Below are 23,007 nucleotides of genomic sequence, written 5' to 3' on the forward strand. Positions count from 1 at the left end.
GGTACCCCGATGCTGATCCAGGCAATTCTCAAGTCCAAGGCAAGTGACGCTGTGGTGACGGTCAAGCCTGATGCCTGTGTGTCGGATGCGGCGAAATTGTTGTCTGAAAAGGGCATCGGAACGGTGGTCGTTTCAGCGGATGGTGTCGCGGCTGACGGCATCCTGTCGGAACGCGATATTGTGCGTGAGCTGGCCAAAAGCGGCGGCGGATGTCTGGACAAGGACGTCAGCAACTATATGACCAGCAAGCTGGTCACCTGTACGGGGCAGGCCAACATCGAAGATGTTTTGCAACAGATGACCAAAGGGCGGTTCCGCCACATGCCGGTGGTTGAAGACGGCAAACTGGTCGGCATCGTGACGCTGGGCGACGTGGTCAAGGCGCAGTTGGCGTTGGTGGCGATGGAGAAGGATGCCCTCGAAGGCATGATCATGGGACATTAAGTCCTCCGTATTTTCCCCCTCTTGCGTGGGCACATGCAACTATGTTTGCATGTGCAGCAATATATAGGATCAGAAATAGGAGAGCACCATGCGCGTGGGGCTGTATCCGGGTACGTTCGACCCGATAACATTGGGTCATGTGGACATCATTCGCCGTGCGGCTGCATTGGTGGACAAATTGGTGATTGGTGTCGCGATCAACCGTGACAAAGGGCCGTTGTTCACGCTCGAAGAGCGGGTGGCGATGATCGAAGCGGAATGCGCCAAGCTTAGTGCGGAAACGGGTACTGAGATCATCGCTCATCCCTTTGAGAACCTGTTGATTGATTGTGCCCATGATGTGGGGGCTCAGATTATCGTGCGCGGTCTGCGGGCTGTGGCGGATTTTGAGTATGAATTTCAAATGGTTGGCATGAACAGGGCGTTGGACGATACAGTCGAAACTGTGTTTCTGATGGCCGATGCCCGCCGCCAGGCAATCGCCAGCAAACTGGTCAAGGAAATTGCCCGTCTTGGTGGGGATGTATCCAAATTTGTTACACCGATGGTCAATGAGGCCTTGAAAGACAGACTTCACAGGCCGTGATCAGGTGTAATCGGCGGGTCCTGAAACCCCGTCCCGCGGCCGTTCGAACGGCCGTGGAAATTCCGATTTGCAATCAGGAATCAGATGCCTCGTCTGGCGCTGTGTCAACGGCGCGTGCGAGCGCTGTTTGTGGGGCAGGGACCTGGGGTGAACCGGGCCCAGGTCAGCGCCAGAAGGCCACCCATTCGATCAGATCGGCCAACTTTTTAGCCAGGAACAAGAGGTGTTCCTGACCATAAAGAATGATGTCTCCAATCAGGAGGATCAGGATCAGGCCACCCAGCCACATAGCGATGGTATTGGTCATCTGGACAGGTCCCTGGTTGTCGACGAAAGAAAACGCCCGGTCAGATATGCCTGACCGGGCGTTCGATCTCAAGAGGCGGCGTGCGCAGGGTTAACCCAGTTTGCCCATCGCCACGGCGACATCGGCCATACGCACCGAAAATCCCCATTCGTTGTCATACCAGGCCAGCACCCGAACCAGGCGACCGTCCAGAACCCGGGTCTGTTCCGGCGCAAAGATCGAGCTTTCGCTGGTGTGGTTGAAGTCAGTCGATACCAGCGGCGCAGGCTCATAGCCCAGAACACCCTTCATCGGGCCGGCGGCAGCTTCGGCTACGGCGGCGTTGACCTGTTCGGCGGTCACATCGCGACCCGCGCGGAAGGTCAGGTCCACCGCCGAGACATTCGGTGTCGGAACGCGAATGGCGGACCCGTCCAAGCGGCCTTTGAGGTTCGGCAGAACTTCGCCGAGTGCCTTTGCGGCCCCGGTCGACGTCGGGATCATCGACATGGCCGCGGCGCGGGCGCGGTACAGATCCTTGTGGCGGCGGTCCAAGGTGGGCTGGTCGCCAGTATAGGCGTGAATGGTGGTCATGATGCCGTGTTCGATGCCGAATGCCTCGTCCAGCACTTTGGCGATGGGCGCCAGGCAATTGGTGGTGCAGGACCCGTTCGAGATCATGGTATCGGTCGCGGTCAGCTGGTCGTCGTTGACACCGAAGACGATGGTTTTGTCGACATTCTTGCCGGGTGCCGACAGCAGTACTTTCTTGGCACCACGGTCCAGATGCGCCTTGGCTTTTTCACCGTCATTGAATTTGCCGGTGCATTCCAGAACGACGTCACAGCCGTCCCAGTCCAATTCGTTCATGTCATAGGTCGAAAACATCTGCATGTCTCCGCGACCCAAGTTCATGGTGTTTTCACCGATGCTCACGTCGCCGGGGAAACGGCCATGCACGCTGTCGTATTTGATCAGGTGGGCAGCTGTTTCCAGCGGGCCTGTGGCGTTCACCTTGATCACCTCGATGTCATCACGGCCCGAGGCCGCGATGTGAGAGAGGGTGCAGCGGCCAATGCGGCCAAAACCATTGATACCAACTTTGATGGTCATAGACATGTCTCCGAACGGGCAAGAACTTTCTGCTGTCCTATATCGGGCACAGCATGTCACCTAAAGGGGGAAATGCGTCATTATAGGAGCCTGTTAGCGCAAAAAGTGACGGGTGGCGCTAACGCGTGCGGCTTTGGGCGCGGTGGCCATGATGAATCGACGGAACCAGACGGTTTGCGGGGGGCAGACGGTTGTGTCGGACGGCGGATCGGATAGGGTGCAAAGTCAATGAATTTGCGCTGCGAGCAGAAATAAAGGGGACGCGGGATGAGCGGTTTGCTGGCCTTGCTGGATGATGTGGCAGGCATTGCCAAGGTGGCGGCGGCGTCGATTGACGATGTGGCGGCGGCAGCGGGCAAGGCCGGGGCAAAAACGGCAGGTGTGATCATCGACGATGCTGCGGTGACGCCAAAATATGTCCAGGGGTTTGCGCCTGCGCGGGAACTCCCGATCATTTGGCGCATCACGCGCGGCTCGCTATTCAACAAGCTCATCCTGCTGATGCCCGTGGCCATGTTGTTGGCCAATTTCGCGCCGTGGCTGATTACGCCGCTGCTGATGCTGGGTGGGTCCTATTTGTGCTTTGAAGGGGCTGAAAAGATCTTTCACGTGTTGTTCCCGCATGCCATCCACGAGATCGAAAGCGACATGAGCATCAAGGATCCTGGTCATCTGGAAGAACAGAAGATCAAGGGGGCGATCAAGACGGATTTCATCCTGTCGGCCGAAATCATGACCATCGCGTTGGCCGCGATCGAGGCCCCGAATGTCTGGATGCAGGCGGCAACCTTGGCCGTTGTGGCCATTGGAGTCACGGTCGCGGTCTATGGCTCTGTGGCGCTGATCGTCAAGATGGATGATGTGGGTCTGTTTCTTGCCAGGACTGCGCCGACGCCCATCGGGCGCGGTCTGGGACGCGGATTGGTGCGGTTCATGCCCGTGCTGATGAAGGTTCTTTCCGTCGTCGGCACGGCCGCGATGTTGTGGGTTGGTGGCTCGATCATCATTCATGGGCTCGAGGTTCTGGGCTTTGGCTGGTTGGGTCACCTGATCCACGATTGGGCCTTTGCGCTGGGACATGCGGTCCCTGCGGCGTGGTCCGGGTTTGTGGAGTGGACGGCCAAGGCAACCATGGACGGGGTGTTTGGCGTGGCGCTGGGATTGGTGTTGATCCCGGTGGCAACCAAGCTCGTCGGCCCTGTCCTGGCCCGGTTGGGCGGCGCGCAAAAGACGCACTGAAGCTCCGATCGAGACTCAGACTGAGACCCAGATTTGCAGGACTTCTGCACTCCTTGCACATTCTTTGCACCGTCGGATCGGCAAGGGTGCATTTGCCCGGCCAATGACGGCGCGCTTTCGTTGTCTCTGTCGGACAGCTGTGACGAACCTCGCCCCGAGCCGCGCTGTACAGTTCCCAAACCCGGTGGGAGAGGGGCAGGGCGTGCGTCCCCGCAACCTGCCATGTCGCCGGTAAGTTTGTCCCGGTAAGTTTGTCCCGGTGAATTTGTTCCGGTGAATTTGTGCGGGTGAAAATTTTTGGGTGCCTAGATTTCGAAACGCGCCGGAGAATAGGGTGCCATGTCGATGTTTGGTTGGGACTGGTCGATCATCTGGGCAATCAGCCGCCCGGTTTTGGGCCCCGCAGTCAGCCCCACGTGCTGGTGGCCAAAGGCCGTGAAAATACCGCTGTCGCCCAGCTCTCCGATCAGCGGCAGGCTGTCGGGGGTCGAGGGGCGGAAGCCCATCCATTCCTGGGTGCCAGAATAGGTCAGGTCGGGAAATGCTTCGCGTGCCTTGCGCCGGAGCAGTTTGATCGGCGCGCTGCTGGGCCCGGCGTGATGGTCGCCCAATTCGACCGTACCCGCACAGCGCAGCCCCATCTCCATCGGGGTCACCCCGAATTTGCCGGTGGTCATCATCATCGGGTTGTTGGGCATCATGGATGGATTTTCGAATATCACATGGTAGCCGCGTTCGGTTTCCAGCGGCACCTTGAGCCCCAGTTTGCCCATCAGCTCCTTGGACCAGATGCCTGCGGTGATCACCGCATGGGAACAATCGAACCGGCCCTGATCGGTGTCGATATGGGTGATGTGGCCGTCTGATTTGTGGAAATCCTGTACCTGGGTCTGGATGAACTGACCACCGTTGTCGGTGAAATGTCGGGTCAATTCGGCGATGTACTGGCCCGGGTTCAGGATATGCCCCTGACCTTCGAGCACAGCCAGACATTGGATGGCCGGGCCCAGAATGGGTTCCGCGTCATGGGCGTCTTGTCCGGTCAGCACGGTGGGCGTGAATCCGGCGTGGCGTTTCATTTCCCAGGCATAGGCGTCGGCCTGATACGCCTGACGCGTGGGGTAGGCATAGCTGAATTTGCTATCGGCAATCCAGCGTTCCAGCGGTGTGCCGCGCACCAGGGATTTGTGCTGATCGACCGCGTCCGTCAGGATCGGGATCAGGTTTTGCACCGTGCGCCGGGTGGCGGCATCGGTTGCATGGGACATGAATTTGGTCAGCCAGGGCAGCATTTTCGGCAGATAGGCCCATTTCATGAACAGCGGACTGTTGGGATTGAGCAGGTATTTTGGCGCATCCAGCCACAGGCTGGGCGTGGTCACCGGCACCACCGCCCATTGCGCCAGTAACCCGGCATTGCCGTATGACGCCCCCATGCCCGGTTCGCCCTTGTCCATCAGGATGACGCGTTTCCCGGTGCGTTGCAGCCAGATGGCCGTGGACACACCACACATGCCCGCACCCACGACGATGATTGATTTGTCTGTCATTTGCCCACCCGGTTTTTCGCGAGTAAATCCGCGACTTTGCGATGACACAAGTTTCTTTTGTCAGGGCAGCGGCAAAAAGAGATCGATGACCAGATTCAGGCTGCGCGCTTGGGATCAGGTCGTGGCCGCTTTGAACCCCGGCAGACTTTGCTCTTCTTTTGGTATAGGCTTGAACAGGTTTATTGCAGCTAGGAAATTGCCATGACGACTCCGGAAAACCGGCTCAAAGACTTGGGTCTGAAACTGCCCGCGCCGACCAAATTACCCAAGGGCCTGCATTTGCCCTTTGACTTCATCAATGTCCGAGGCACGCGGGTCCTGTTTTCCGGCCACCCCAAAAATGCACAGGATGGGAGCCTGGACGGCCCCTTTGGTGTTGTCGGTGCTGACCTGTCAACGGAGCAGGCATATGCGGAAGCCCGAGACATCGCTCTGACGGTATTGGCGAACCTGAAGGCAGACCTGGGCGAGCTATCGCGGATCGTGGGATGGGTCCGTGTCTTTGGCATGGTGACATCTGCGCCGGACTATAGCGAGCAACATGTTGTGGTGAATGGCTTTAGCGACCTGATCATTGACGTATTCGGTCACGATATCGGGCGCCATGCCCGGTCTGCCATCGGAGTGGCGGGCTTGCCTCTTGGGTTCGCGATGGAAATCGAGGGGGAGGTTCTGATCTCTGACTGACAGGTTCTGGATGCGATGCCTGGCAGAAGATACTGCCCATGACCAGAGGCGTCAGCCTGTTTCAAAAGGCACAAAAAAGGGGCACCCAAAGTTGGTGCCCCTTAATCTTGGTCCTGAGCGCTGGTATTTAGCCCAGCAGCGCCTTGGCCTTGGCCACAGTGGCGGCCGCGGTGATGCCGAATTTCTCGAACAGCTCACCTGCTGGGGCGGAGGCACCAAAGGACGCCATGCCAACGAAATCGGCCTTGGAGTCGCGGCCGCGTTCGCCCAGCAGCCAGCGATCCCAGCCACCGTCGCGTACGGCGGCTTCGATCCCGATGCGCACGGGGCCGGCGGGCAGCACCTTGCGGCGATAGGCTTCGTCCTGCTGTGCAAACAGTTCCATGCAAGGCATGGATACCACGCGGGTGCCGATGCCTTCGGCTTCGAGCTGTGCCTTGGCTTCCATGGCCAGCGACACTTCGGATCCGGTAGCGATCAGGATCACCTCACGTTTCGCGTCGGCTTCGGCCAACACATAGGCACCTTTGGCGGTCAGGTTGGCCATTTTGTGTTCGGTCCGGACGGTGGGCAGGTTCTGACGGGTCAGCGCCATGACCGACGGTGTGTCCTTGGACGACAGCGCGATTTCCCAGGCTTCGGCGGTTTCAACCGCATCGGCAGTACGGAACACATAGGTGTTCGGAGTCGCGCGACAGATCGCCAGATGTTCGACCGGCTGGTGGGTCGGGCCGTCTTCGCCAACGCCGATGGAATCATGGGTCATCACGAACACTGTCGGAATTTTTGACAGGGCCGCCAGACGCATGGAGGGCCGGGCATAATCGGTGAAACAGAAGAACGTGCCGCTATAAGGGCGGATACCGCCGTGCAGCGCCATGCCGTTCATTGCCGCCGCCATGCCATGTTCCCGGATACCCCAATAGACATAACGCCCCTTGCGGTTGTCCAGATCGAACACGCCCAGATCATCGGTCTTGGTATTGTTCGAGCCGGTCAGATCAGCCGATCCACCCACGGTTTCCGGCATCACCGGATTGATCGCTGCCAATGCCATTTCCGACGCTTTGCGGGTGGCCACTTTGGGCTGGTCTTCGCTGACCTGCTTTTTCAGCGCACGCACGACCGAGGCCAGCTTCTTGGGCGCTTCCAGCGCATAGGCGCGGGTAAACCGATCCTGTTTGCCTTGCGAGGTTTCGGCAAACCGCGCTTCCCAAGCTTCGCGTTCGGCTGCGCCTCGGCTGCCGATCGCTTCCCATTGGGATTTGACATCGGCGGGGATTTCGAACGGTCCGTGGTCCCAGCCATAAGCGGCCTTGGCCGCGGCCAATTGGTTGGCATCTGTCAGAGCCCCGTGACCCTTGGAGGTGTCCTGGGCGGCGTGACCCAGCGCGATATGGGTCTTGCAGGCGATCATCGACGGTTTTTTAGTTTTCTTGGCAGCGGTGATGGCTGCATCAATGGCCTGTGGGTCGTGGCCATCAATTTCCTGTACATGCCAGCCCGACGCCTTGAAACGCATGACCTGATTGGTGCGGTCCGACAGGTCGACGGTGCCATCGATGGTGATGTTGTTGTTGTCCCAGAAGACAATCAGCTTGCCCAGGGAATGGCGCCCGGCAAGGCCCATGGCCTCTTGGCTGATGCCTTCCATCAGGCACCCGTCGCCTGCAATGACATAGGTGTTGTGATCTACGATCTTGCGGCCGTATTGGGCGCGCTGGATCTCCTCGGCCATGGCAAATCCCACGGCATTGGCGATCCCCTGACCCAAGGGGCCTGTGGTGGTTTCAACTGCGTCCAGCAGGAAGTTCTCGGGATGGCCTGCAGTCAGCTGGCCCATCTGGCGAAAATTCTTGACCTGATCCAGGGTCACCTGTGCGTCGCCCATCAGGTGCAGCAGCGAATAGATCAGCATGGATCCGTGACCGGCGGACAGGATGAACCGGTCGCGGTCTGGCCACTGAGGGTTGGCGACGTCGAATTTCATGTGCTTTTCGAACAGCACAGTGGCGACATCGGCCATGCCCATGGGCATGCCGGAATGGCCGGAATTGGCGGCGGCCACGGCGTCAAGGGTCAGGGCACGGATGGCCGAAGCCTTGGCCCAATGGTCGGGATTGGCGGTGCGCAGGGCGTTGAGGTCCACGAGCGTTACCTTTTCGTGTGTGAGCGGAGGATTTGCCGCTCAATAACAGCCGCGTCGCAAAGATCAAGCAAATCGCGCCCAGATTGGCCCTGTTGGCGCATTGATGGGCGCAAACGCGCTCTGAGGTGCTTGAAACCTGCGATTGGGGTGTTTTACCTTGGGGTGAGGCCAGTTCAGCCGTCCCGGGATACGCGGGTCGATTCGGGCTGGGTCCCGAACCGGGTCATGCGGCGCGGGACAAAAGGCACAAAGGCAGAAAAACAACCGCACGGGAAGGTGAGGGGCATGAGCCAAATCGAGGAATTGCAAGGCCGGATCCTGGCTGCGATGGATCGGATCAATGCCGGAGTGGAGGCCGTGTCCACCGCCCAGGACGAGGCCCGGGAACCAGACGCTGATCTTGCGCTTGCGCTGGACGAGGAAAAGCTGGCCAATGCCCAGCTCGAAGAGCGCCTGAAAACGATCAAGGCCAAACACCAGGCGGAAATCGACGCGTTGAACGCGCAAACTGCCGAGGCAGAGCCGCAACCGGATGCAGCGCCAACGGCTGAGGCGGAAGCCGAACTGGAAGGCCTGAGGTCTGACCTGGAATTGCAGGCCGGACGTATCGAAGAGCTGAATCAGGAGGTTGCATCGCTGAAAGGTGCAGCACAGGAAAAACAGGGGCAGATCGATGCGGTAACCCAAGAGCGCGACCAACTGGTTGCCCGCATCGAGGGGATGGAAGCCGAACAGTCTACTGGAGCAGACGCGCAAAGCGCTGAAATCGTTGCGTTGGACGCTGATCTGCAACGGCTGCGCCAGGCCAACGAACAATTGCGCCAGACAAATGCGGCCCTGCGCGAAGCCAATGAAGCGGGGGTGGGCGAACCTGATCTGATCAACAAGGCAATGCTGGCCGAGCTGGAAGGCCTGCGTGCCACCCAGGCTGCGGACGCCGCCGAGGTGGGAGCCGTGATGACAAAGCTGAACACATTGCTGTCAAATGCCCGCAATCTGCCGGAAGGGGAGGAAGCGTAATGGCCGAAGTTACCATTCAGATTGGTGGACGTGGGTTCGAAGTGTCCTGTCAGGACGGCGAAGAGAGTTACCTGCACTCGGCAGCCAAGATGCTGGACGATGAGGCCCAGGTACTGTCCGATCAGATAGGCCGTATGCCCGAAGCGCGTATGCTGTTGATGGCCGGTCTGATGCTGGCCGACAAGACTGCGGCGGTGGAAGACCGTATTCAGGAGGTCGAGGCGACCTTGGCCGAACGCGAGGCGGAAATCGCCGAATTGCGCGCGGCACCAGCCCCGGAACCAGAACGCATTGAGGTGCCCGTGGTCCCGGCCGAAGTCACCGACACCCTTGCCGAGCTGGCTGCACGGGCCGAATCCCTCGCGGCTGAGCTGGAAGAACGGGCCGCCGGATAACGCGTTTCTCACCCCTGGCCGCAGACGCTCGCAAAAGGCGCGCCTGCGGCGCACAGGGTCCATTTTGCGTTGCCACGCAGGCGGCGAGGCTCTGCCTCGCGCTCAGGAGTGTTTGGACCGAATGAAACTGGGATCCTTTCTTCATCTGGCCAAAAATATCCCGGGGGAGCAGCCATAGGCTGCGGGGGCAGAGCCCCCTGACTATTCGGCCTCACATACTCTCCAGTCCCGGTCTCTCAAATTGGCTCTCAGCAATCTTCATGAGCGACCGCTTGAGGGGACGTTGTCGGGGGGCGGACATGACGATTGTCTCGAACATAGCTTCGCCAGACATCGGCCTTGGGCGTTGGGTACCAATCACTTTTCCACGCCCATCGGGCGCTCAGCCTGCGTAGCCACAGTTCTTCAGCAATATGCGTTTTGCATGATGGCCAGCCATCTTCGCAGGATGTGCCGACCACCTTTGGGACACTCCTGATCGCAACACGCCGGAAAGTCCGTTCATTTGGGCCGGGATTGACCGCCTCGACCATAGCGGTTGCGAGCCGGGCGACGCCCCGAAAACGCCAGCGATGCGGATCGCCCGCGCCCGTGGGCATATCCAGGGGAATTTCTGATTGGGTTGCTGAACCGGCAGTCGATTGTATTGTTGTAACTTACCGACCTCATTCAAAAATGCTGCACGCGCCACCGGTTCGTTTGGTCGGATCGTCAGGGCGACTTCAGGGACTTGGGGTAGACAGACCAAATGGAAAAACCTCCGCTGAAAACTCAGCGGAGGTCATCTATTTTTTCCACCAACCTTTGTCCAAAAGGGGCGCAAGGGGCAACCTTGGACTTTGTGGGAGAGGCGGATATCAGCCGTTGGCTTCGCGGATGCGGTTTGCCGCTTCCTTGTCAAAGGTGACGCCGTTGGTTTCGAACATGTCGTCCAGTTCGCCCGACAGAGTCATTTCTGTGATGATGTCGCAACCGCCGACAAATTCGCCTTTGATGTACAGCTGGGGAATTGTGGGCCAGTCGGAATATTCCTTGATGCCCTGGCGGATTTCTTCGTCGGCCAGCACGTTAACGTCGGAAAAATCAACGCCCATGTAATTCAATACACCGGCGACGCGGCTGGAGAAACCGCATTGCGGCATGTCCTTGGTGCCTTTCATGTACAACACCACGTCATTGGCTTTGACGGTTTCGTCGATGCGGTTTTTTGCGTCGCTCATGTCGCGCGTTCCTTTGTCTCTGTGCCAGGGCGTTTGGGCCCGCCCCGTTTATGTTCATCGTTTCAGCGAGTCCGGGTCGAACGCGCCATGACTTTGGTCAACCCATCATCAGGCGGCGGGTGCCCGGGTGGTGTTGTACCGCTTAGGCATTCAAATAGGGGTCAATGTCGGCTCCGACAAGCTTCAAAACCGTCATAAGTGCTTTGGCTGTCAATCTGAGGAGCCGCGTTCAGTCTGTGACCCGGTGTTGTGCCGCGTCTTTTTGGCCTTGAGCAGGGCGGCGCGAGTCTGGTCCACCGCCGGGTCGTCCCAGCGTCGTTTTGTGACCGCGTGGCGGGACAAGGACCGGTGGCGATTGCGGCGCAGGATGGATTCGGCAACAGCCGCCACAGCAATCAACAGACCCAGCACCCCCAGGGCCAAAAGCGCGATGCCCGCACCGGTCAGCATGGTCTGAAATGTTCACGGGGCACAATGGGCACCCCGTGATGGGTATTGCTCATCAATCCGGAGCTTTGGTGGTGAGCCCCAGCGCATGGATTTCACCATTGGATCCATCCATTTTGCCTTTGAGCGCGGCCATTACGGCGCGCTGCTGCTGGACGCGGTTCTTGCCGCGAAAGCTCTCGTCGATCACTTCGGCCGAGAAATGCACACCGTCATCCCCGACTACGGTGATCTTGGCGTCGGGAAAAGATTCGCGGATGAGCGTTTCGATGTCAGAGGCTTGCATGGCCATGGGAGAAGATCCGTCCTGTTTTCTTTTCAGATGTAAAGTGCGACAGGGCGGTGTTCAAGACAGGATCAGGGTGTTTCGGTCAATGGGACCGACAGGTAGACGCCAAACTCCTGGCCGATGTCACAGCTGACGCGGGCGTGGACGCGCCCCTGACGGTCAAGGAACCGCTGTGTGTCCTGCACGGGAAAGATGCCTTCGTGCCAGATATTGCCGTGAATATAGAGCCCTCTGGAGCCATCGCACCAAAAGGCGATGATCTTGTCCGGAGTGATGTCGTCTCCGGGCGGTGCGACAGGCACGACAAAGGGTTTGTTGTCCAAAGGATAGAACAACTGACCGCCGTCAGGATGGTAATTCATATGCCACAACAGCACTTGGTCACGCGGGGCTGTTGCCGTAGCGGAGGATGCAGTTTGCGGATCTGTGGACCAACCCAGCACATAGTTGCCATTCACCGCCTCGTTGGCGCCATACAGAACATCGCCCTGCCACGTGCCATGAAAAACGCCCTCGACATAGCCGGCTTCATCGCCGGTGCCGTCATCGACGGGGCGCCAGCCCTGTTGCGGCCATTGGGTTATTTCGATCTCGAATGTTTCCGGGTCATCGACCAGACATCCATAGCCCCTGACCGTTTCTTCGGTGGCGACGACAAGAGGCACCCGGTGAAGCGGCAGGGAGGGTTTGTCGGATGGGTCGAACATATAGACGGGGGCGCTCATGAAGGGGGGATCCTGTGTTCTGTTGCGATTCCTGAGCCGAGCCTAATCCGGCAATGATGTTTGCAATAGCTGTTTAAGTCCGGGACAAGGACCAAGAAAATCTGATGGCTCAGGCGAAATGCCATAAAAAAACGCGCCTCCGCAAGAAGGCGCGTTTTCAGGTCTCAGGAGTGGGTGCCCTGTATCAGGCAACGGCCTCGGCAAAGCTGGAGCGGAAGATGTCTGCCAGCTCGCTCAGCGGGGCTTCGGCGCTCCCGAATTTCACGCTGTCGCCGGTGAAACGGCCAACGGTTGTCAGGGTGATGCCCGCCTGACCTGCAGCCAGCATCAGCCCTTCGGCCTGGTCAAAGTTGCAGGCCACCAGATAGCGGGCCTGATCTTCGCCAAACAGGGTTTGGGTGTCGGCCACGTCCAGCTGAACGCCAACGCCTGCGGCTTCGGCCATTTCGAAGGCCGCCAGCGCCAGTCCACCGTCGGACAGATCGGTGCAGGCCTTGATCAGGTCACGGTTGGCACGGATGAATTCACCGTTACGTTTTTCCGCGTCCAGATCGACAGCAGGGGCGTCGCCATCGGTGCGGTTGAACACCTCATGCAGCAGGGCGGATTGGCCCAGGTGGCCGATGGTGTCCCCGATGACCAGCGCGATATGGCCATCGCGCGCTTCGCCCAGGATTGGTTCTTCGTCTGCGGCAATCAGGCCCACGGCCCCAATGGTCGGGGTCGGCAGGATCGCCTGGCCGTCGGTTTCATTGTACAGTGACACGTTGCCCGAAACGATCGGCATATCCAACGCCGATACCGCAGCGCCGATGCCCTGAATGGCACCAACGAACTGGCCCATGATCTCTGGCTTTTCCGGATTGCCAAAGTTCATGTTGTCGGTTGTGGCTAGGGGTTTGGCACCCACGGCGGTCAGGTTGCGATAGGCTTCGGCCACGGCCTGTTTGCCGCCCTCGATCGGGTTGGCTTTGACATAGCGCGGTGTCACGTCGCTGGTGAAGGCCAGCTTCTTGTCTGTCCCGTGCACCCGGATCACGCCAGAGCCCAAACCGGGGCCACGGGCGGTGTCTGCCATGACCATTGAGTCATATTGTTCATAGACCCATTGTTTGCCCGCATAGTTGGGTGACGAGATCAGCGCCTTGAGACCATCAATGGGGTCAATGGTGGGCACGTCCGCGTCGGTCAGCGGGTCGGCAGCCGGGGTAGGGTCCCAGGGGCGGTCGTATTCGGGCGCGGTCGAGGCCAGTTTCGACAGCGTCAGATCGGCCTTTACTTCGCCATTGTGCAGGATCAGGAAGCGGTCTTCGGCGATGGTTTCCCCGACGATGGCAAAATCCAGATCCCATTTGACGAATACGGCGCGGGCTTCGGCTTCGAGTTCGGGGTTCAGTACCATCAACATGCGTTCCTGAGATTCCGACAGCATCATCTCATAGGCTGTCATGTTCTCTTCGCGCTGGGGCACGTCTTCGAGGTTCAGTTTGACACCCAGTTTGCCCTTGTCGCCCATTTCAACGGCCGAGCAGGTCAAACCAGCCGCGCCCATGTCCTGGATCGAGATCACCGCGCCGGTCTGCATCAGCTCCAGCGTGGCCTCCATCAGGCGCTTTTCGGTAAAGGGATCGCCGACCTGAACGGTGGGGCGTTTTTCTTCGATGGTGTCATCAAATTCGGCCGAGGCCATGGTCGCGCCACCGACACCGTCGCGCCCGGTTTTGGCACCCAGATAAACAACTGGCATACCAACGCCCGAAGCGGCGGAATAAAAGATCTTGTCCGCGTCGGCCAGACCGGCAGCGAATGCGTTTACCAGGCAGTTGCCGTTATAGGCCGGATCAAAGCGAACTTCGCCGCCCACGGTGGGAACACCAAAACAGTTGCCATATCCACCGACACCTTCGACGACACCGTTGACCAGCTGTCGGGTCTTGTGGTGGGACGGTTCGCCGAACGACAGCGAGTTCATCGCCGCAATCGGACGTGCGCCCATGGTAAAGACGTCGCGCAGAATGCCGCCAACACCGGTCGCCGCACCCTGATAGGGTTCGATGTAGGAGGGGTGGTTGTGGCTTTCCATCTTGAAGATGACGGCCTGTCCATCACCAATATCGACCACGCCGGCGTTTTCACCGGGACCGCAGATGACCTGGGGGCCGGTGGTGGGCAGGGTGCGCAACCACTTCTTGGAGGATTTGTAGGAGCAATGTTCGTTCCACATCGCCGAGAAAATTCCCAGCTCGGTGAAGGTCGGCTCGCGCCCGATGATCTCGAGGATCAGATCGTATTCCTCGGGCTTGAGCCCATGGTTGGCAATCAGTTCAGGCGTGATGGCTGGTTCCTGCATCTCATAGAGTCCCCGGTGACATGAATTGCGGGCCTTTTAGGGCAAGGGGGGCGTCGGGGGAAGTCTAAAGACGCACCTCGCGAAAGCGCCGCAGAATCTTTGGTTGCTCTTTGGGGAGCTTTGGGCGCTGTGATTGCCTCTGAACCTGGGCACCGCGCAAAAAAAAGGCCGAGCACTAAGCTCGGCCGAAGTCCAACAGGGAGGTTGAAGAAGCTACGCGGTAAGCGCTGCTGCCTTCGAGAGTTGATTTAGGGATGCGGGGGCCTTGGATCAAGGAAAACAACGTCGCGTTGACGGCATTGCCGGTATGCATTTTTTGCATGGCTGCTGATTTTTGGGGCGAAGTTTTGGGATCTTTGCTGAAATATGAAGCGAAATCAAAAGATTGTCGAAACTGCCAAAGCTGGTCGGCAAAACCCTGAACGGATGCTGCCGCCCAGGGCAGTTGATTTTTCAATTGGCGAATTTGCGAAGGTTTCACGATTTTGCAGTCGGCTTTGCCGCATGTGCCCAAAACGATCAGAGTTTGCCCAACGCCTTGAGGTGTTTGCGGTGGGCAATGATTTCTTCCTGAACGAAATCGCGAAACGCCTGAATGCGGCGCGAATGGCGCAACTCTTCGGGATAGGCGAGGTAAACCGGCACTTCGGAAGAATCGCTTTCGGGCAGGACATGCACCAGATCAGGGAAATCTTCGGTGACGTAATCCGGCAGCACGCCAATACCCAGATTGTGCAAGACACCCTGCAAAACCCCGAAATAGTTGTTCACCGTCAACAGGGATTGCGGATTGTGGGTCATCAACCCCTGAACCATGACTGCCGAGGCCCCGACCTGGGCGGCTGACGGGTTCTGGCAGATCAGCCGGTGTTCGCTGATATCGGCTGCGGTTTCGGGGATGCCGTGTTTGTCGACGTATTTGCGCGAGGCATACAATTTCATCCGAACGGTCATCAGCCGTTTGCGGATCAGGTCTGCCTGGCTGGGTTCTTTCATGCGAATGGCGACATCTGCTTCGCGCATGGGCAGATCCAACACTCGCTCTTCGAGCATGAGATCAACCTTGAGATCGGGAAATTTCTCGTAGAGATGTGGCAAGCGCGGGGCCAGCCACAAGGTGCCGAACCCAAATGTCGTGGTCACACGCAATTCGCCGAACACCTCGTCCTCGCTGTCGCGAATCCTGGCCGAAGCCGCATCGAGCCGCTTGGACATGGCCGAGGTCGCGTCAAACAGAAGCTCGCCCTGTTCGGTCAGGATCAGACCGCGCGCGTGGCGATGAAACAGGGTGGCGTTCAGGCTTTCTTCCAGCGCGCGTATCTGACGACTGACTGCCGATTGCGACAGATTCAGTTTATCACCCGCATGGGTCAGGCTGCCAGCATCGGCAACCGCGTGAAAGATTCTCAGCTTGTCCCAGTCCATATCCGTTACTTCCGTTACGTTGCGGCCTAACTATATGAAATGCATCGCATATGCGACATTCAATTGTGTTACCGTCAGGGAATACAAAAAAAAATGTCTATACAGGTCAGTAATTATGACCTAATAATCCTGCAACCGTAGCGACGCGCCACGCGTTTGGGAGGCCCCGGATGTCCACACAGAAGATTTCGCTCAACGACAAATACCATTTGGATAAATCGCCGGTATTGCTGAATGGCACACAGGCATTGGTCCGCCTGATGCTGATGCAAAAGGCGCGTGATGTCGGGGCTGGATTGAAGACAGCCGGATTGGTGACCGGGTATCGCGGATCGCCTTTGGGCGCGGTCGATATGCAGATGATGCGGGCCGAAAAATTCCTGGCGGACAGCGATGTGACCTTTCAATCCGGGTTGAATGAGGATCTGTCCGTAACTGCGCTGTGGGGGGCGCAACAGGCGGAATTGCGTGGCGAGGGCAAATTCGACGGTGTGTTCGGTCTGTGGTATGGCAAGGGGCCGGGGGTGGATCGGTCCGGCGATGCGATCCGGCACGCAAATATGGCGGGCAGTTCCAGGCATGGCGGCGTGATCATGGCCATGGGAGATGATCACACGGGCGAAAGTTCGACCGTGTTGCACCAGTCGGAATGGGCGTTGATGGATGCCTATCTGCCGATTGTCAGCCCGGCAGGCGTGCAGGAGATTCTGGATTACGGCATCTATGGGTATGCGTTGTCGCGGTATTCCGGGATGTGGGTCGGGTTGAAAACCATGAAGGACACGGTCGAGGTGACATCCGTTGTGGATGCACGGCCCGATCGGATGCAACTGGTGATACCAACGGATTACGACATGCCCGAGGACGGGTTGAACATCCGCCTGGTGGATGATCGCCATATCCAGGAAGAACGGCTGATTGATCAGAAACGGTTCGCCGCCGAGGCATTTTCGCGGGCCAACAAGATGGACAAACGGGGCTGGGGGAAACCCGGGGCCAAAATCGGGTTTGTCGCGGCGGGCAAGAATTGGCTGGATCTGGTGCATGCCATGTCTTTGCTGAATATTGATGAAACGGCTGCTGAGCGACTGGGGCTCACCACCTACAAGGTCGGGCAGGTCTGGCCGCTGGACATGCGCGGGTTCAACGACTGGGCCAATGATCTGGATCTGATCATCGTGGTCGAGGAAAAGCGCAAGCTGATCGAGGTGCAGATCAAGGAAGCGATCTTTGACGACAGGCGCGGGCGTCGTGTCTGGGGCTGGCACAAGGGCGGTGGAGCCGGATCCATGCATGGGGACGAGTTGTTCCCGACGCGCGGGGCGCTGGACCCGATCATGATCGCCGAAAAGCTGGGCCAGATTCTGATGGATGAAGGCCGTGACAGCGACGCCTTGCGCGCTGGTATGGCGGCGCTGGAAGACGCACGCCGGGCCGACAACGCCGAAGAGATCGCCTCGCGTCTGCCGTATTTCTGTTCCGGCTGCCCCCATAACACCGGGACCAAAGTGCCGGACGGGTCGCGGGCCTATGCCGGGATCGGGTGTCATTTCATGGTGCAATGGATGGACCGCGACACGTTGGGGTTCACCCATATGGGGGCCGAGGGCGCGAATTGGATCGGCGAGGCCCCGTTTTCGACCCGGGCGCATGTCTTCCAGAACATGGGCGATGGCACCTATAACCATTCGGGTATTCAGGCGATCCGGGCCGCCGCCGCCCAGAACACGACGATGACCTTCAAGATCCTGTACAATGATGCGGTGGCCATGACCGGGGGACAGGACAATGATGGCGATCTGTCCGCTGGTCGCATCGCCCACGAATTGACAGCGATGGGGATCAAAACCCTGGCCGTGGTTTATGACGAAAAGGAAGACGTGGACGCCAAACAATTCCCTGCCGGTATTCGAATGCATGAACGCGCCGAATTGATGTCCGTGCAGGAAGAATTTGCCAAGATCGAGGGCACTTCGGCCATCGTCTATGTCCAGACCTGCGCGGCGGAAAAACGGCGCCGGCGCAAACGGGGAACCTTTCCGGATCCGGACCAGCGGGTGTTCATCAATACAGACATCTGCGAAGGCTGTGGCGATTGTGGGGTTCAGTCGAATTGTGTGTCCATCGTGCCGGTCGAAACCGAGCTGGGCCGAAAGCGGGCGATTGACCAGTCCAGCTGTAACAAGGATTTTTCCTGTCTGAACGGGTTTTGCCCATCCTTTGTCACCGTTGAAGGGGCCAAGATCCGCAAGGAAGCCACCCGGACGCTGGAGCTGCCCGACCTGCCACAGCCGGAACTGCCAGTCATAGATGGCACGCACAACGTGGTGATCACAGGCGTCGGGGGTACAGGTGTTGTGACTATTGGCGCGGTGCTGGCGCAGGCGGCACAGATTGACGGCAAGGGTGCCGGCATGATGGAGATGGCGGGGCTCGCCCAAAAGGGCGGCGCGGTGCATATCCATTGCCGATTGGCCAACACGCCCGAAGACATCAGCGCCATTCGCGTGGCGACGGGCGAGGCGCACGCACTGATCGGGGGTGATCTGGTGGTCAGTGCAGGGGCCAAAACGCTGGGTCTGACGGCGACGGGGCGGACAGGCGCGGTGGTCAACAGCCACGAGATCATCACGGGTGATTTTACCCGCGACACGGAATTTTCCATTCCTTCTGACCGGTTAGCGGTCGCTCTTCAGGCGCGGCTGCGGGATCGTGTTGTTCTGTTTGATGCGTCGGAGCTGGCACGGGTCACGATGGGGGATTCGATTTTCTCCAACATGATGGTGTTTGGCGCAGCCTGGCAACGCGGGCTATTGCCGATCAGTCACGAGGCCATCATGCAGGCCATCGAATTGAATGGCGCAGCCGTCGAACGCAACCTGCACGCCTTTGAAATTGGACGGTGGGCGGCCCTGCATCCCGAGGACGCAGCCTCCATGAGCGGGTCAAACGTGGTCGAGATGCCGAATTCGTCTCAGGATCCGGTCGCCTATCGCAAGGCGCAACTGACTGCATACCAGGGCAAACGGCTGGCGAATCGTTATGCCAAGATGCTGGACGGAATCGACGATGAGGCCGTACGCGGCGCGGTGGCCAAGGGATATCACAAGCTGTTGGCATACAAGGATGAATACGAGGTTGCGCGCCTGTTGTTGTCATCACGCGACAAGGCGGCGGAACAGTTCGAAGGCGATTTCAAATTGTCCTATCATCTGGCACCACCAATCCTGGGGGGCAAGCCGGTGAATGGCCGCCCGCCGAAACGCAAATTCGGGGCCGGGATGGAGCGGTGGTTTGGTCTGCTGGCCCGGATGAAAGCGCTGCGGGGCACGCCGTTTGACGTGTTCGGGTATAGCGCCGAGCGCAAAATGGAGCGGGCGTTGATCAAACAGTATGAAGCCGATCTGAAAGACGTGCTGCCCAAACTGAGCAACAACACCCGCGACACGATCATTGCCCTGGCCGAGCTGCCATTGCAGATCCGGGGATTTGGTCCGGTCAAGCTGGCCAATGAACAAAAGGCTGCAAAACAGCGCGAGACCCTTTTGGCATTGATCCGTCAAGGTGGGGCTCAGGTCAAACAAGCAGCGGAATGATGCGGGGCCGCGTTGGTCTGTAACAACGTCACAGGCCTGTCATGAAATCTGTGCAAAATCCCGCACTGTCCCTAAATCAGGGACGGTAGACGGAGGAGATGCCCCATGAACATGCGCCACCATATCGCCCGCGACATCAGTTACGCCCATTCTGCGCAGACCCGACCTGGGCGCGCGATGATCCGTCTGATGGAAAACACCACCGGGCGATTGCGGTTGATCAAACGGGCGGACGGCTATGAGCAAGACGTGGCTGCGGGGCAGAACTTTTGGTCAGTGATGGTTAAACGCTATGGGCTGAGCCTGGATGTCATTGAAGGTGCGCTAAGCAATATTCCGACTGACAAGCCGGTGATCCTGATTGCCAACCACCCCTATGGCATTCTCGATGGGCTGATGATGGGGCATATCCTGGCCGAGGCGCGCGGGGACTTTCGCATTCTGGCGCATCAAGTGTTTCGCAAGGCCGAAGACCTGAACCGGGTGATCCTTCCGATTTCTTTTGATGAAACCAAGGACGCCGTGCGTCGAAATTTGCAGACCCGCCGGGAGGCTCTGGAGTATCTGGGGCAGGGTGGAGCCATCGGAATTTTTCCCGGTGGAACGGTGTCCACCGCCACCAACCCCTTTGCCCATCCGATGGATCCGGGGTGGCGCGGGTTTACAGCGCGCATGGTGGCGAAATCCGACGCTGTTGTTGTGCCTGTTTTTTTTGACGGCCACACCAGTCGCCTGTTCCAGATCGCCAGCCATCTGCATTCCACCCTGCGTATGGGGTTGCTGATCAAAGAGTTCAGGAAACGTGTCGATACACCGGTGCGCGTCGTCATCGGGGACCCTATTGGTCGCGACATTCTGGACCCAATGGCAAAAGATACCAAGGCAATGATGGATTTTCTGCGCAAAGCCACGTATGAGCTGTCTCCGACACCTCTCAAATCTTATGAATACGGGTTTGAGTTCGAAGAGAAACATCGCGCCTGAGACGGTGCCCGAGAGAGATCATGGCAGTAGGCATATTCGATTCCGGTCTGGGCGGTTTGACCGTCCTGAACGCCGCCCAGAAACGTCTTCCGGACGTGGACTTCCTGTATTTTGGGGACAATGCCCACGCGCCCTATGGTGTGCGTGATGCCGAGGATGTCTATAACCTGACCGTCGTAGCGGTGCAGAAGATGTGGGACCGCGGCTGTGATCTGGTGATTCTGGCCTGCAACACGGCCTCGGCCGCCGCGCTGCGCCGGATGCAGGAGGGCGGATTGCCGCCCGGCAAACGGGTTCTGGGTGTGTTTGTGCCTTTGATCGAGGCGCTGACCGAACGGCAATGGGGCGACAATTCCCCCCCGCGTGAGGTCGAGACCCAGCATGTGGCGCTGTTTGCCACACCGGCAACCGTGGCGAGCCGCGCGTTTCAGCGCGAACTGGCCTTTCGCGCAATCGGCGTGGATGTCGAAGCGCAGGCCTGTGGGGGTGTGGTGGACGCCATCGAAGACGGTGATCTGATCCTGGCCGAAGCACTGGTGCGGTCTCATGTGGATGCGTTGAAGCGTAAAATGCCGATCCCACAGGCGGCCATCCTGGGCTGTACGCATTATCCGCTGATGGAGCAGACCTTTCAGGAGGCTCTGGGCGCGGAGGTCAAAGTGTTCAGCCAGGGCAATCTGGTGGCGGACTCGTTGGCCGATTATCTGCAACGTCACCCTGACATGATGGGATCTGGTGAGGCCGGGTATTTCACCACCGGTGACCCGAATCGGGTCAGCGACCGCGCGACCCAGTTTTTGCGACGACAAATCAGCTTTCAGTCCGCCTGACCTAGATTCCTGACTTAGGTCAAGGTGGCTCCCCTGCATTTCCCCTATTCCAGCCGCGGTCACACGCGGCACGACATGTGACATATGAAGGACGAGGTCTGACATGACCCATAAAATCGCAATTCTGGGCGCATCTGGTTACACTGGTGCAGAACTGGTGCGGCTGATTGCCGAACACCCGAATATGGAAATCGCCGCGCTGTCGGCCGACCGCAAGGCCGGGATGAGCATGGATCAGGTGTTCCCGCATCTGCGCCACATGAACTTGCCGACCCTGTGCAAGATTGACGAGATTGATTTCTCTGGGATCGACCTGTGTTTCTGTGCCTTGCCGCATAAAACCAGCCAAGAGGTGATTTCGGCCCTGCCCAAGGATCTGAAAATCGTCGACCTGTCCGCCGATTTCCGGCTGCGCGACGCGCAAGCCTATAAAAAATGGTATGGCAATGCGCATAGCGCGTTGGCCGAACAGGATGAGGCCGTGTACGGGCTGACCGAATTTTACCGCGAAGACATCAAGGGCGCGCGGTTGGTTGCGGGCACGGGGTGTAACGCGGCGACAGGTCAATATGCGCTGCGGCCGCTGATTTCCGCCGGGGTGATCGATCTGGATGACATCATTCTGGACCTGAAATGTGCGGTGAGCGGGGCGGGGCGGTCGCTCAAGGAAAATCTGCTGCATGCGGAACTGAGCGAAGGCTATAACGCCTATGCCGTCGGCGGCACCCACCGGCATCTGGGCGAATTCGATCAAGAGTTTTCCCTGCTGGCCGGTCGCCCGGTTCAGGTGCAATTCACGCCGCATCTGGTACCAGCCAATCGGGGCATTCTGGCCACCGTCTATGTCAAGGGAGACGCGCAGGCGATCCATGACACGCTGGCGTCAGCCTATGCGGAGGAACCGTTCGTTCAGATGCTGCCCATGGGCGAGGTGCCCAGTACGCATCACGTGCGTGGATCGAACTATTGTCATATCGGCGTGACCGCAGACCGGATCAAAGGTCGTGCAATCGTGATTGCGGCATTGGACAATCTGACCAAGGGCAGTTCAGGGCAGGCCTTGCAGAATGCCAACCTGATGTTAGGTGAGGAAGAGACAACGGGACTGAAGATGGCCCCGCTCTTCCCCTGAGGAGTTGAGAGATGAAGAACCTCAAGAAACAACGACGGATCCAGGTGATCATCGTGGCAGCGGTTGCGTTGGTCGTGGCGACCGGGTTGATCGGTTATGCGATGCGTGACGGGATCAATTTCTTTCGTGCGCCCAGCCAGATTGCCGAAGCCCCCCCCGAAGCCTCGGAAGTGTTTCGCATTGGCGGATTGGTTGAGGAAGGCACATTGGTGCGGGGTCAGGGCGAAGTCGTGCGGTTTTCCGTGACCGACGGCGGCGCGTCGATCCCGGTGACCTATACTGGGGTTTTGCCGGATCTGTTCGAGGAAAACCAGGGTATGATCGGCACCGGAAGTTATGTGAACGGTGTCTTTGAAGCAACTGAAATCCTTGCCAAACATGATGAGACATATATGCCCAAGGAAGTGGTGGATGCGCTGAAGGAACAGGGTGTTTATCAGGAACCGGAAAGCTGATCCAAACCAGTGGTTGAATGGCCTGACGGCCATGCCTCCGGCGGGAGTTTTTCCAGCAAGATGAAGACAGGAGCGTTGCGCGGTG

At 58.7% G+C, this 23,007-nt stretch carries 22 protein-coding genes; 11 read left to right on the top strand and 11 right to left on the bottom strand.

Going from position 1 to position 23,007, the window contains the following annotated elements; genetic code table 11:
* The first annotated feature begins 9 nt into the window (after positions 1-9).
* Complete coding sequence (locus QEZ52_RS09950; protein WP_406650009.1) at positions 10-444, top strand: CBS domain-containing protein; 435 nt, start codon at positions 10-12, stop codon at positions 442-444.
* 88 nt (positions 445-532) lie between these two features.
* The gene (gene coaD / locus QEZ52_RS09955) at positions 533-1,030 is read left to right on the top strand and encodes a pantetheine-phosphate adenylyltransferase (RefSeq protein WP_406650012.1); all 498 of its coding nucleotides are present in this window, start codon (positions 533-535) and stop codon (positions 1,028-1,030) included.
* Between the two features lie 163 nt (positions 1,031-1,193).
* Here the strand turns inward: coaD and QEZ52_RS09960 are convergent, their stop codons facing one another.
* Both QEZ52_RS09960 and gap read right to left on the bottom strand, forming a co-directional pair.
* Positions 1,194-1,337 carry a hypothetical protein gene (locus QEZ52_RS09960; RefSeq protein WP_406650015.1) on the bottom strand — a complete coding sequence of 48 codons (144 nt, stop codon included), beginning with the start codon at positions 1,335-1,337 and terminating at the stop codon, positions 1,194-1,196.
* 90 nt (positions 1,338-1,427) lie between these two features.
* Positions 1,428-2,429 carry a type I glyceraldehyde-3-phosphate dehydrogenase gene (gap, locus tag QEZ52_RS09965; RefSeq protein WP_406650018.1) on the bottom strand — a complete coding sequence of 334 codons (1,002 nt, stop codon included), beginning with the start codon at positions 2,427-2,429 and terminating at the stop codon, positions 1,428-1,430.
* Between the two features lie 267 nt (positions 2,430-2,696).
* On the opposite strand from gap, the gene QEZ52_RS09970 reads away from it, so the two are divergent.
* A complete protein-coding gene (locus QEZ52_RS09970; protein ID WP_406650021.1) occupies positions 2,697-3,668 on the top strand; it encodes a DUF808 domain-containing protein in 972 nt (323 codons plus the stop codon).
* Between the two features lie 305 nt (positions 3,669-3,973).
* Here the strand turns inward: QEZ52_RS09970 and QEZ52_RS09975 are convergent, their stop codons facing one another.
* Complete coding sequence (locus QEZ52_RS09975) at positions 3,974-5,218, bottom strand: NAD(P)/FAD-dependent oxidoreductase (protein ID WP_406650024.1); 1,245 nt, start codon at positions 5,216-5,218, stop codon at positions 3,974-3,976.
* A gap of 201 nt (positions 5,219-5,419) precedes the next feature.
* Here QEZ52_RS09975 and QEZ52_RS09980 point away from each other — a divergent pair, with 201 nt between their 5' ends.
* The gene (locus QEZ52_RS09980) at positions 5,420-5,905 is read left to right on the top strand and encodes a RidA family protein (RefSeq protein ID WP_406650025.1); all 486 of its coding nucleotides are present in this window, start codon (positions 5,420-5,422) and stop codon (positions 5,903-5,905) included.
* A 127-nt stretch (positions 5,906-6,032) separates the two neighbouring features.
* Here QEZ52_RS09980 and tkt read toward each other — a convergent pair whose 3' ends face one another.
* Positions 6,033-8,054: a transketolase gene (gene tkt, locus QEZ52_RS09985; protein ID WP_406650028.1), complete on the bottom strand. Its 2,022-nt coding sequence runs from the start codon at positions 8,052-8,054 to the stop codon at positions 6,033-6,035.
* A 285-nt stretch (positions 8,055-8,339) separates the two neighbouring features.
* On the opposite strand from tkt, the gene QEZ52_RS09990 reads away from it, so the two are divergent.
* Together QEZ52_RS09990 and QEZ52_RS09995 are read left to right on the top strand one after the other, a co-directional pair.
* Positions 8,340-9,074, top strand: coding sequence for a hypothetical protein (locus QEZ52_RS09990; protein ID WP_406650030.1), 735 nt, complete (start codon positions 8,340-8,342; stop codon positions 9,072-9,074).
* On the top strand, positions 9,074-9,469 hold the full coding sequence (locus QEZ52_RS09995; RefSeq protein WP_406650033.1) for a cell division protein ZapA: 396 nt from the start codon (positions 9,074-9,076) through the stop codon (positions 9,467-9,469). The genes QEZ52_RS09990 and QEZ52_RS09995 overlap by 1 nt, the downstream gene beginning before the upstream one ends.
* 857 nt (positions 9,470-10,326) lie before the next feature.
* On the opposite strand, the gene grxD is transcribed toward QEZ52_RS09995, so the two are convergent.
* The 7 genes from grxD to QEZ52_RS10030 all read right to left on the bottom strand — a co-directional run bounded on the left by grxD (position 10,327) and on the right by QEZ52_RS10030 (position 15,925).
* Positions 10,327-10,689: a glutaredoxin gene (grxD, locus tag QEZ52_RS10000; RefSeq protein ID WP_406650036.1), complete on the bottom strand. Its 363-nt coding sequence runs from the start codon at positions 10,687-10,689 to the stop codon at positions 10,327-10,329.
* Positions 10,690-10,899: 210 nt separating this feature from the next.
* Positions 10,900-11,139, bottom strand: a complete 240-nt coding sequence (locus QEZ52_RS10005; protein ID WP_406650039.1) for a hypothetical protein — start codon at positions 11,137-11,139, stop codon at positions 10,900-10,902.
* A 52-nt stretch (positions 11,140-11,191) separates the two neighbouring features.
* Complete coding sequence (locus QEZ52_RS10010; RefSeq protein ID WP_406650041.1) at positions 11,192-11,428, bottom strand: BolA/IbaG family iron-sulfur metabolism protein; 237 nt, start codon at positions 11,426-11,428, stop codon at positions 11,192-11,194.
* Between the two features lie 65 nt (positions 11,429-11,493).
* Positions 11,494-12,150, bottom strand: coding sequence for an ureidoglycolate lyase (locus tag QEZ52_RS10015; RefSeq protein WP_406650044.1), 657 nt, complete (start codon positions 12,148-12,150; stop codon positions 11,494-11,496).
* 184 nt (positions 12,151-12,334) lie between these two features.
* Entirely contained in the window at positions 12,335-14,500 is a 2,166-nt protein-coding gene (gene purL, locus QEZ52_RS10020) for a phosphoribosylformylglycinamidine synthase subunit PurL (protein WP_406650046.1), read from the bottom strand.
* 175 nt (positions 14,501-14,675) lie between these two features.
* Positions 14,676-14,981 carry a hypothetical protein gene (locus QEZ52_RS10025; RefSeq protein ID WP_406650049.1) on the bottom strand — a complete coding sequence of 102 codons (306 nt, stop codon included), beginning with the start codon at positions 14,979-14,981 and terminating at the stop codon, positions 14,676-14,678.
* A gap of 38 nt (positions 14,982-15,019) precedes the next feature.
* Positions 15,020-15,925: a LysR family transcriptional regulator gene (locus QEZ52_RS10030; RefSeq protein ID WP_406650052.1), complete on the bottom strand. Its 906-nt coding sequence runs from the start codon at positions 15,923-15,925 to the stop codon at positions 15,020-15,022.
* Positions 15,926-16,095: 170 nt separating this feature from the next.
* Here QEZ52_RS10030 and QEZ52_RS10035 point away from each other — a divergent pair, with 170 nt between their 5' ends.
* From QEZ52_RS10035 to ccmE, 5 genes are all read left to right on the top strand, one after another.
* Positions 16,096-19,521, top strand: a complete 3,426-nt coding sequence (locus tag QEZ52_RS10035) for an indolepyruvate ferredoxin oxidoreductase family protein (RefSeq protein WP_406650055.1) — start codon at positions 16,096-16,098, stop codon at positions 19,519-19,521.
* A 105-nt stretch (positions 19,522-19,626) separates the two neighbouring features.
* Positions 19,627-20,505: a lysophospholipid acyltransferase family protein gene (locus QEZ52_RS10040; RefSeq protein ID WP_406650058.1), complete on the top strand. Its 879-nt coding sequence runs from the start codon at positions 19,627-19,629 to the stop codon at positions 20,503-20,505.
* Positions 20,506-20,525: 20 nt separating this feature from the next.
* Complete coding sequence (locus tag QEZ52_RS10045; protein WP_406650061.1) at positions 20,526-21,335, top strand: glutamate racemase; 810 nt, start codon at positions 20,526-20,528, stop codon at positions 21,333-21,335.
* Positions 21,336-21,438: 103 nt separating this feature from the next.
* Positions 21,439-22,467, top strand: coding sequence for an N-acetyl-gamma-glutamyl-phosphate reductase (gene argC, locus QEZ52_RS10050; RefSeq protein ID WP_406650063.1), 1,029 nt, complete (start codon positions 21,439-21,441; stop codon positions 22,465-22,467).
* Positions 22,468-22,478: 11 nt separating this feature from the next.
* Positions 22,479-22,922: a cytochrome c maturation protein CcmE gene (ccmE, locus tag QEZ52_RS10055; RefSeq protein WP_406650066.1), complete on the top strand. Its 444-nt coding sequence runs from the start codon at positions 22,479-22,481 to the stop codon at positions 22,920-22,922.
* Positions 22,923-23,007 lie beyond the last annotated feature (85 nt).

It is taken from the genome of Aliisedimentitalea scapharcae, from assembly GCF_045277565.1.
Lineage (GTDB): Bacteria > Pseudomonadota > Alphaproteobacteria > Rhodobacterales > Rhodobacteraceae > Aliisedimentitalea > Aliisedimentitalea scapharcae.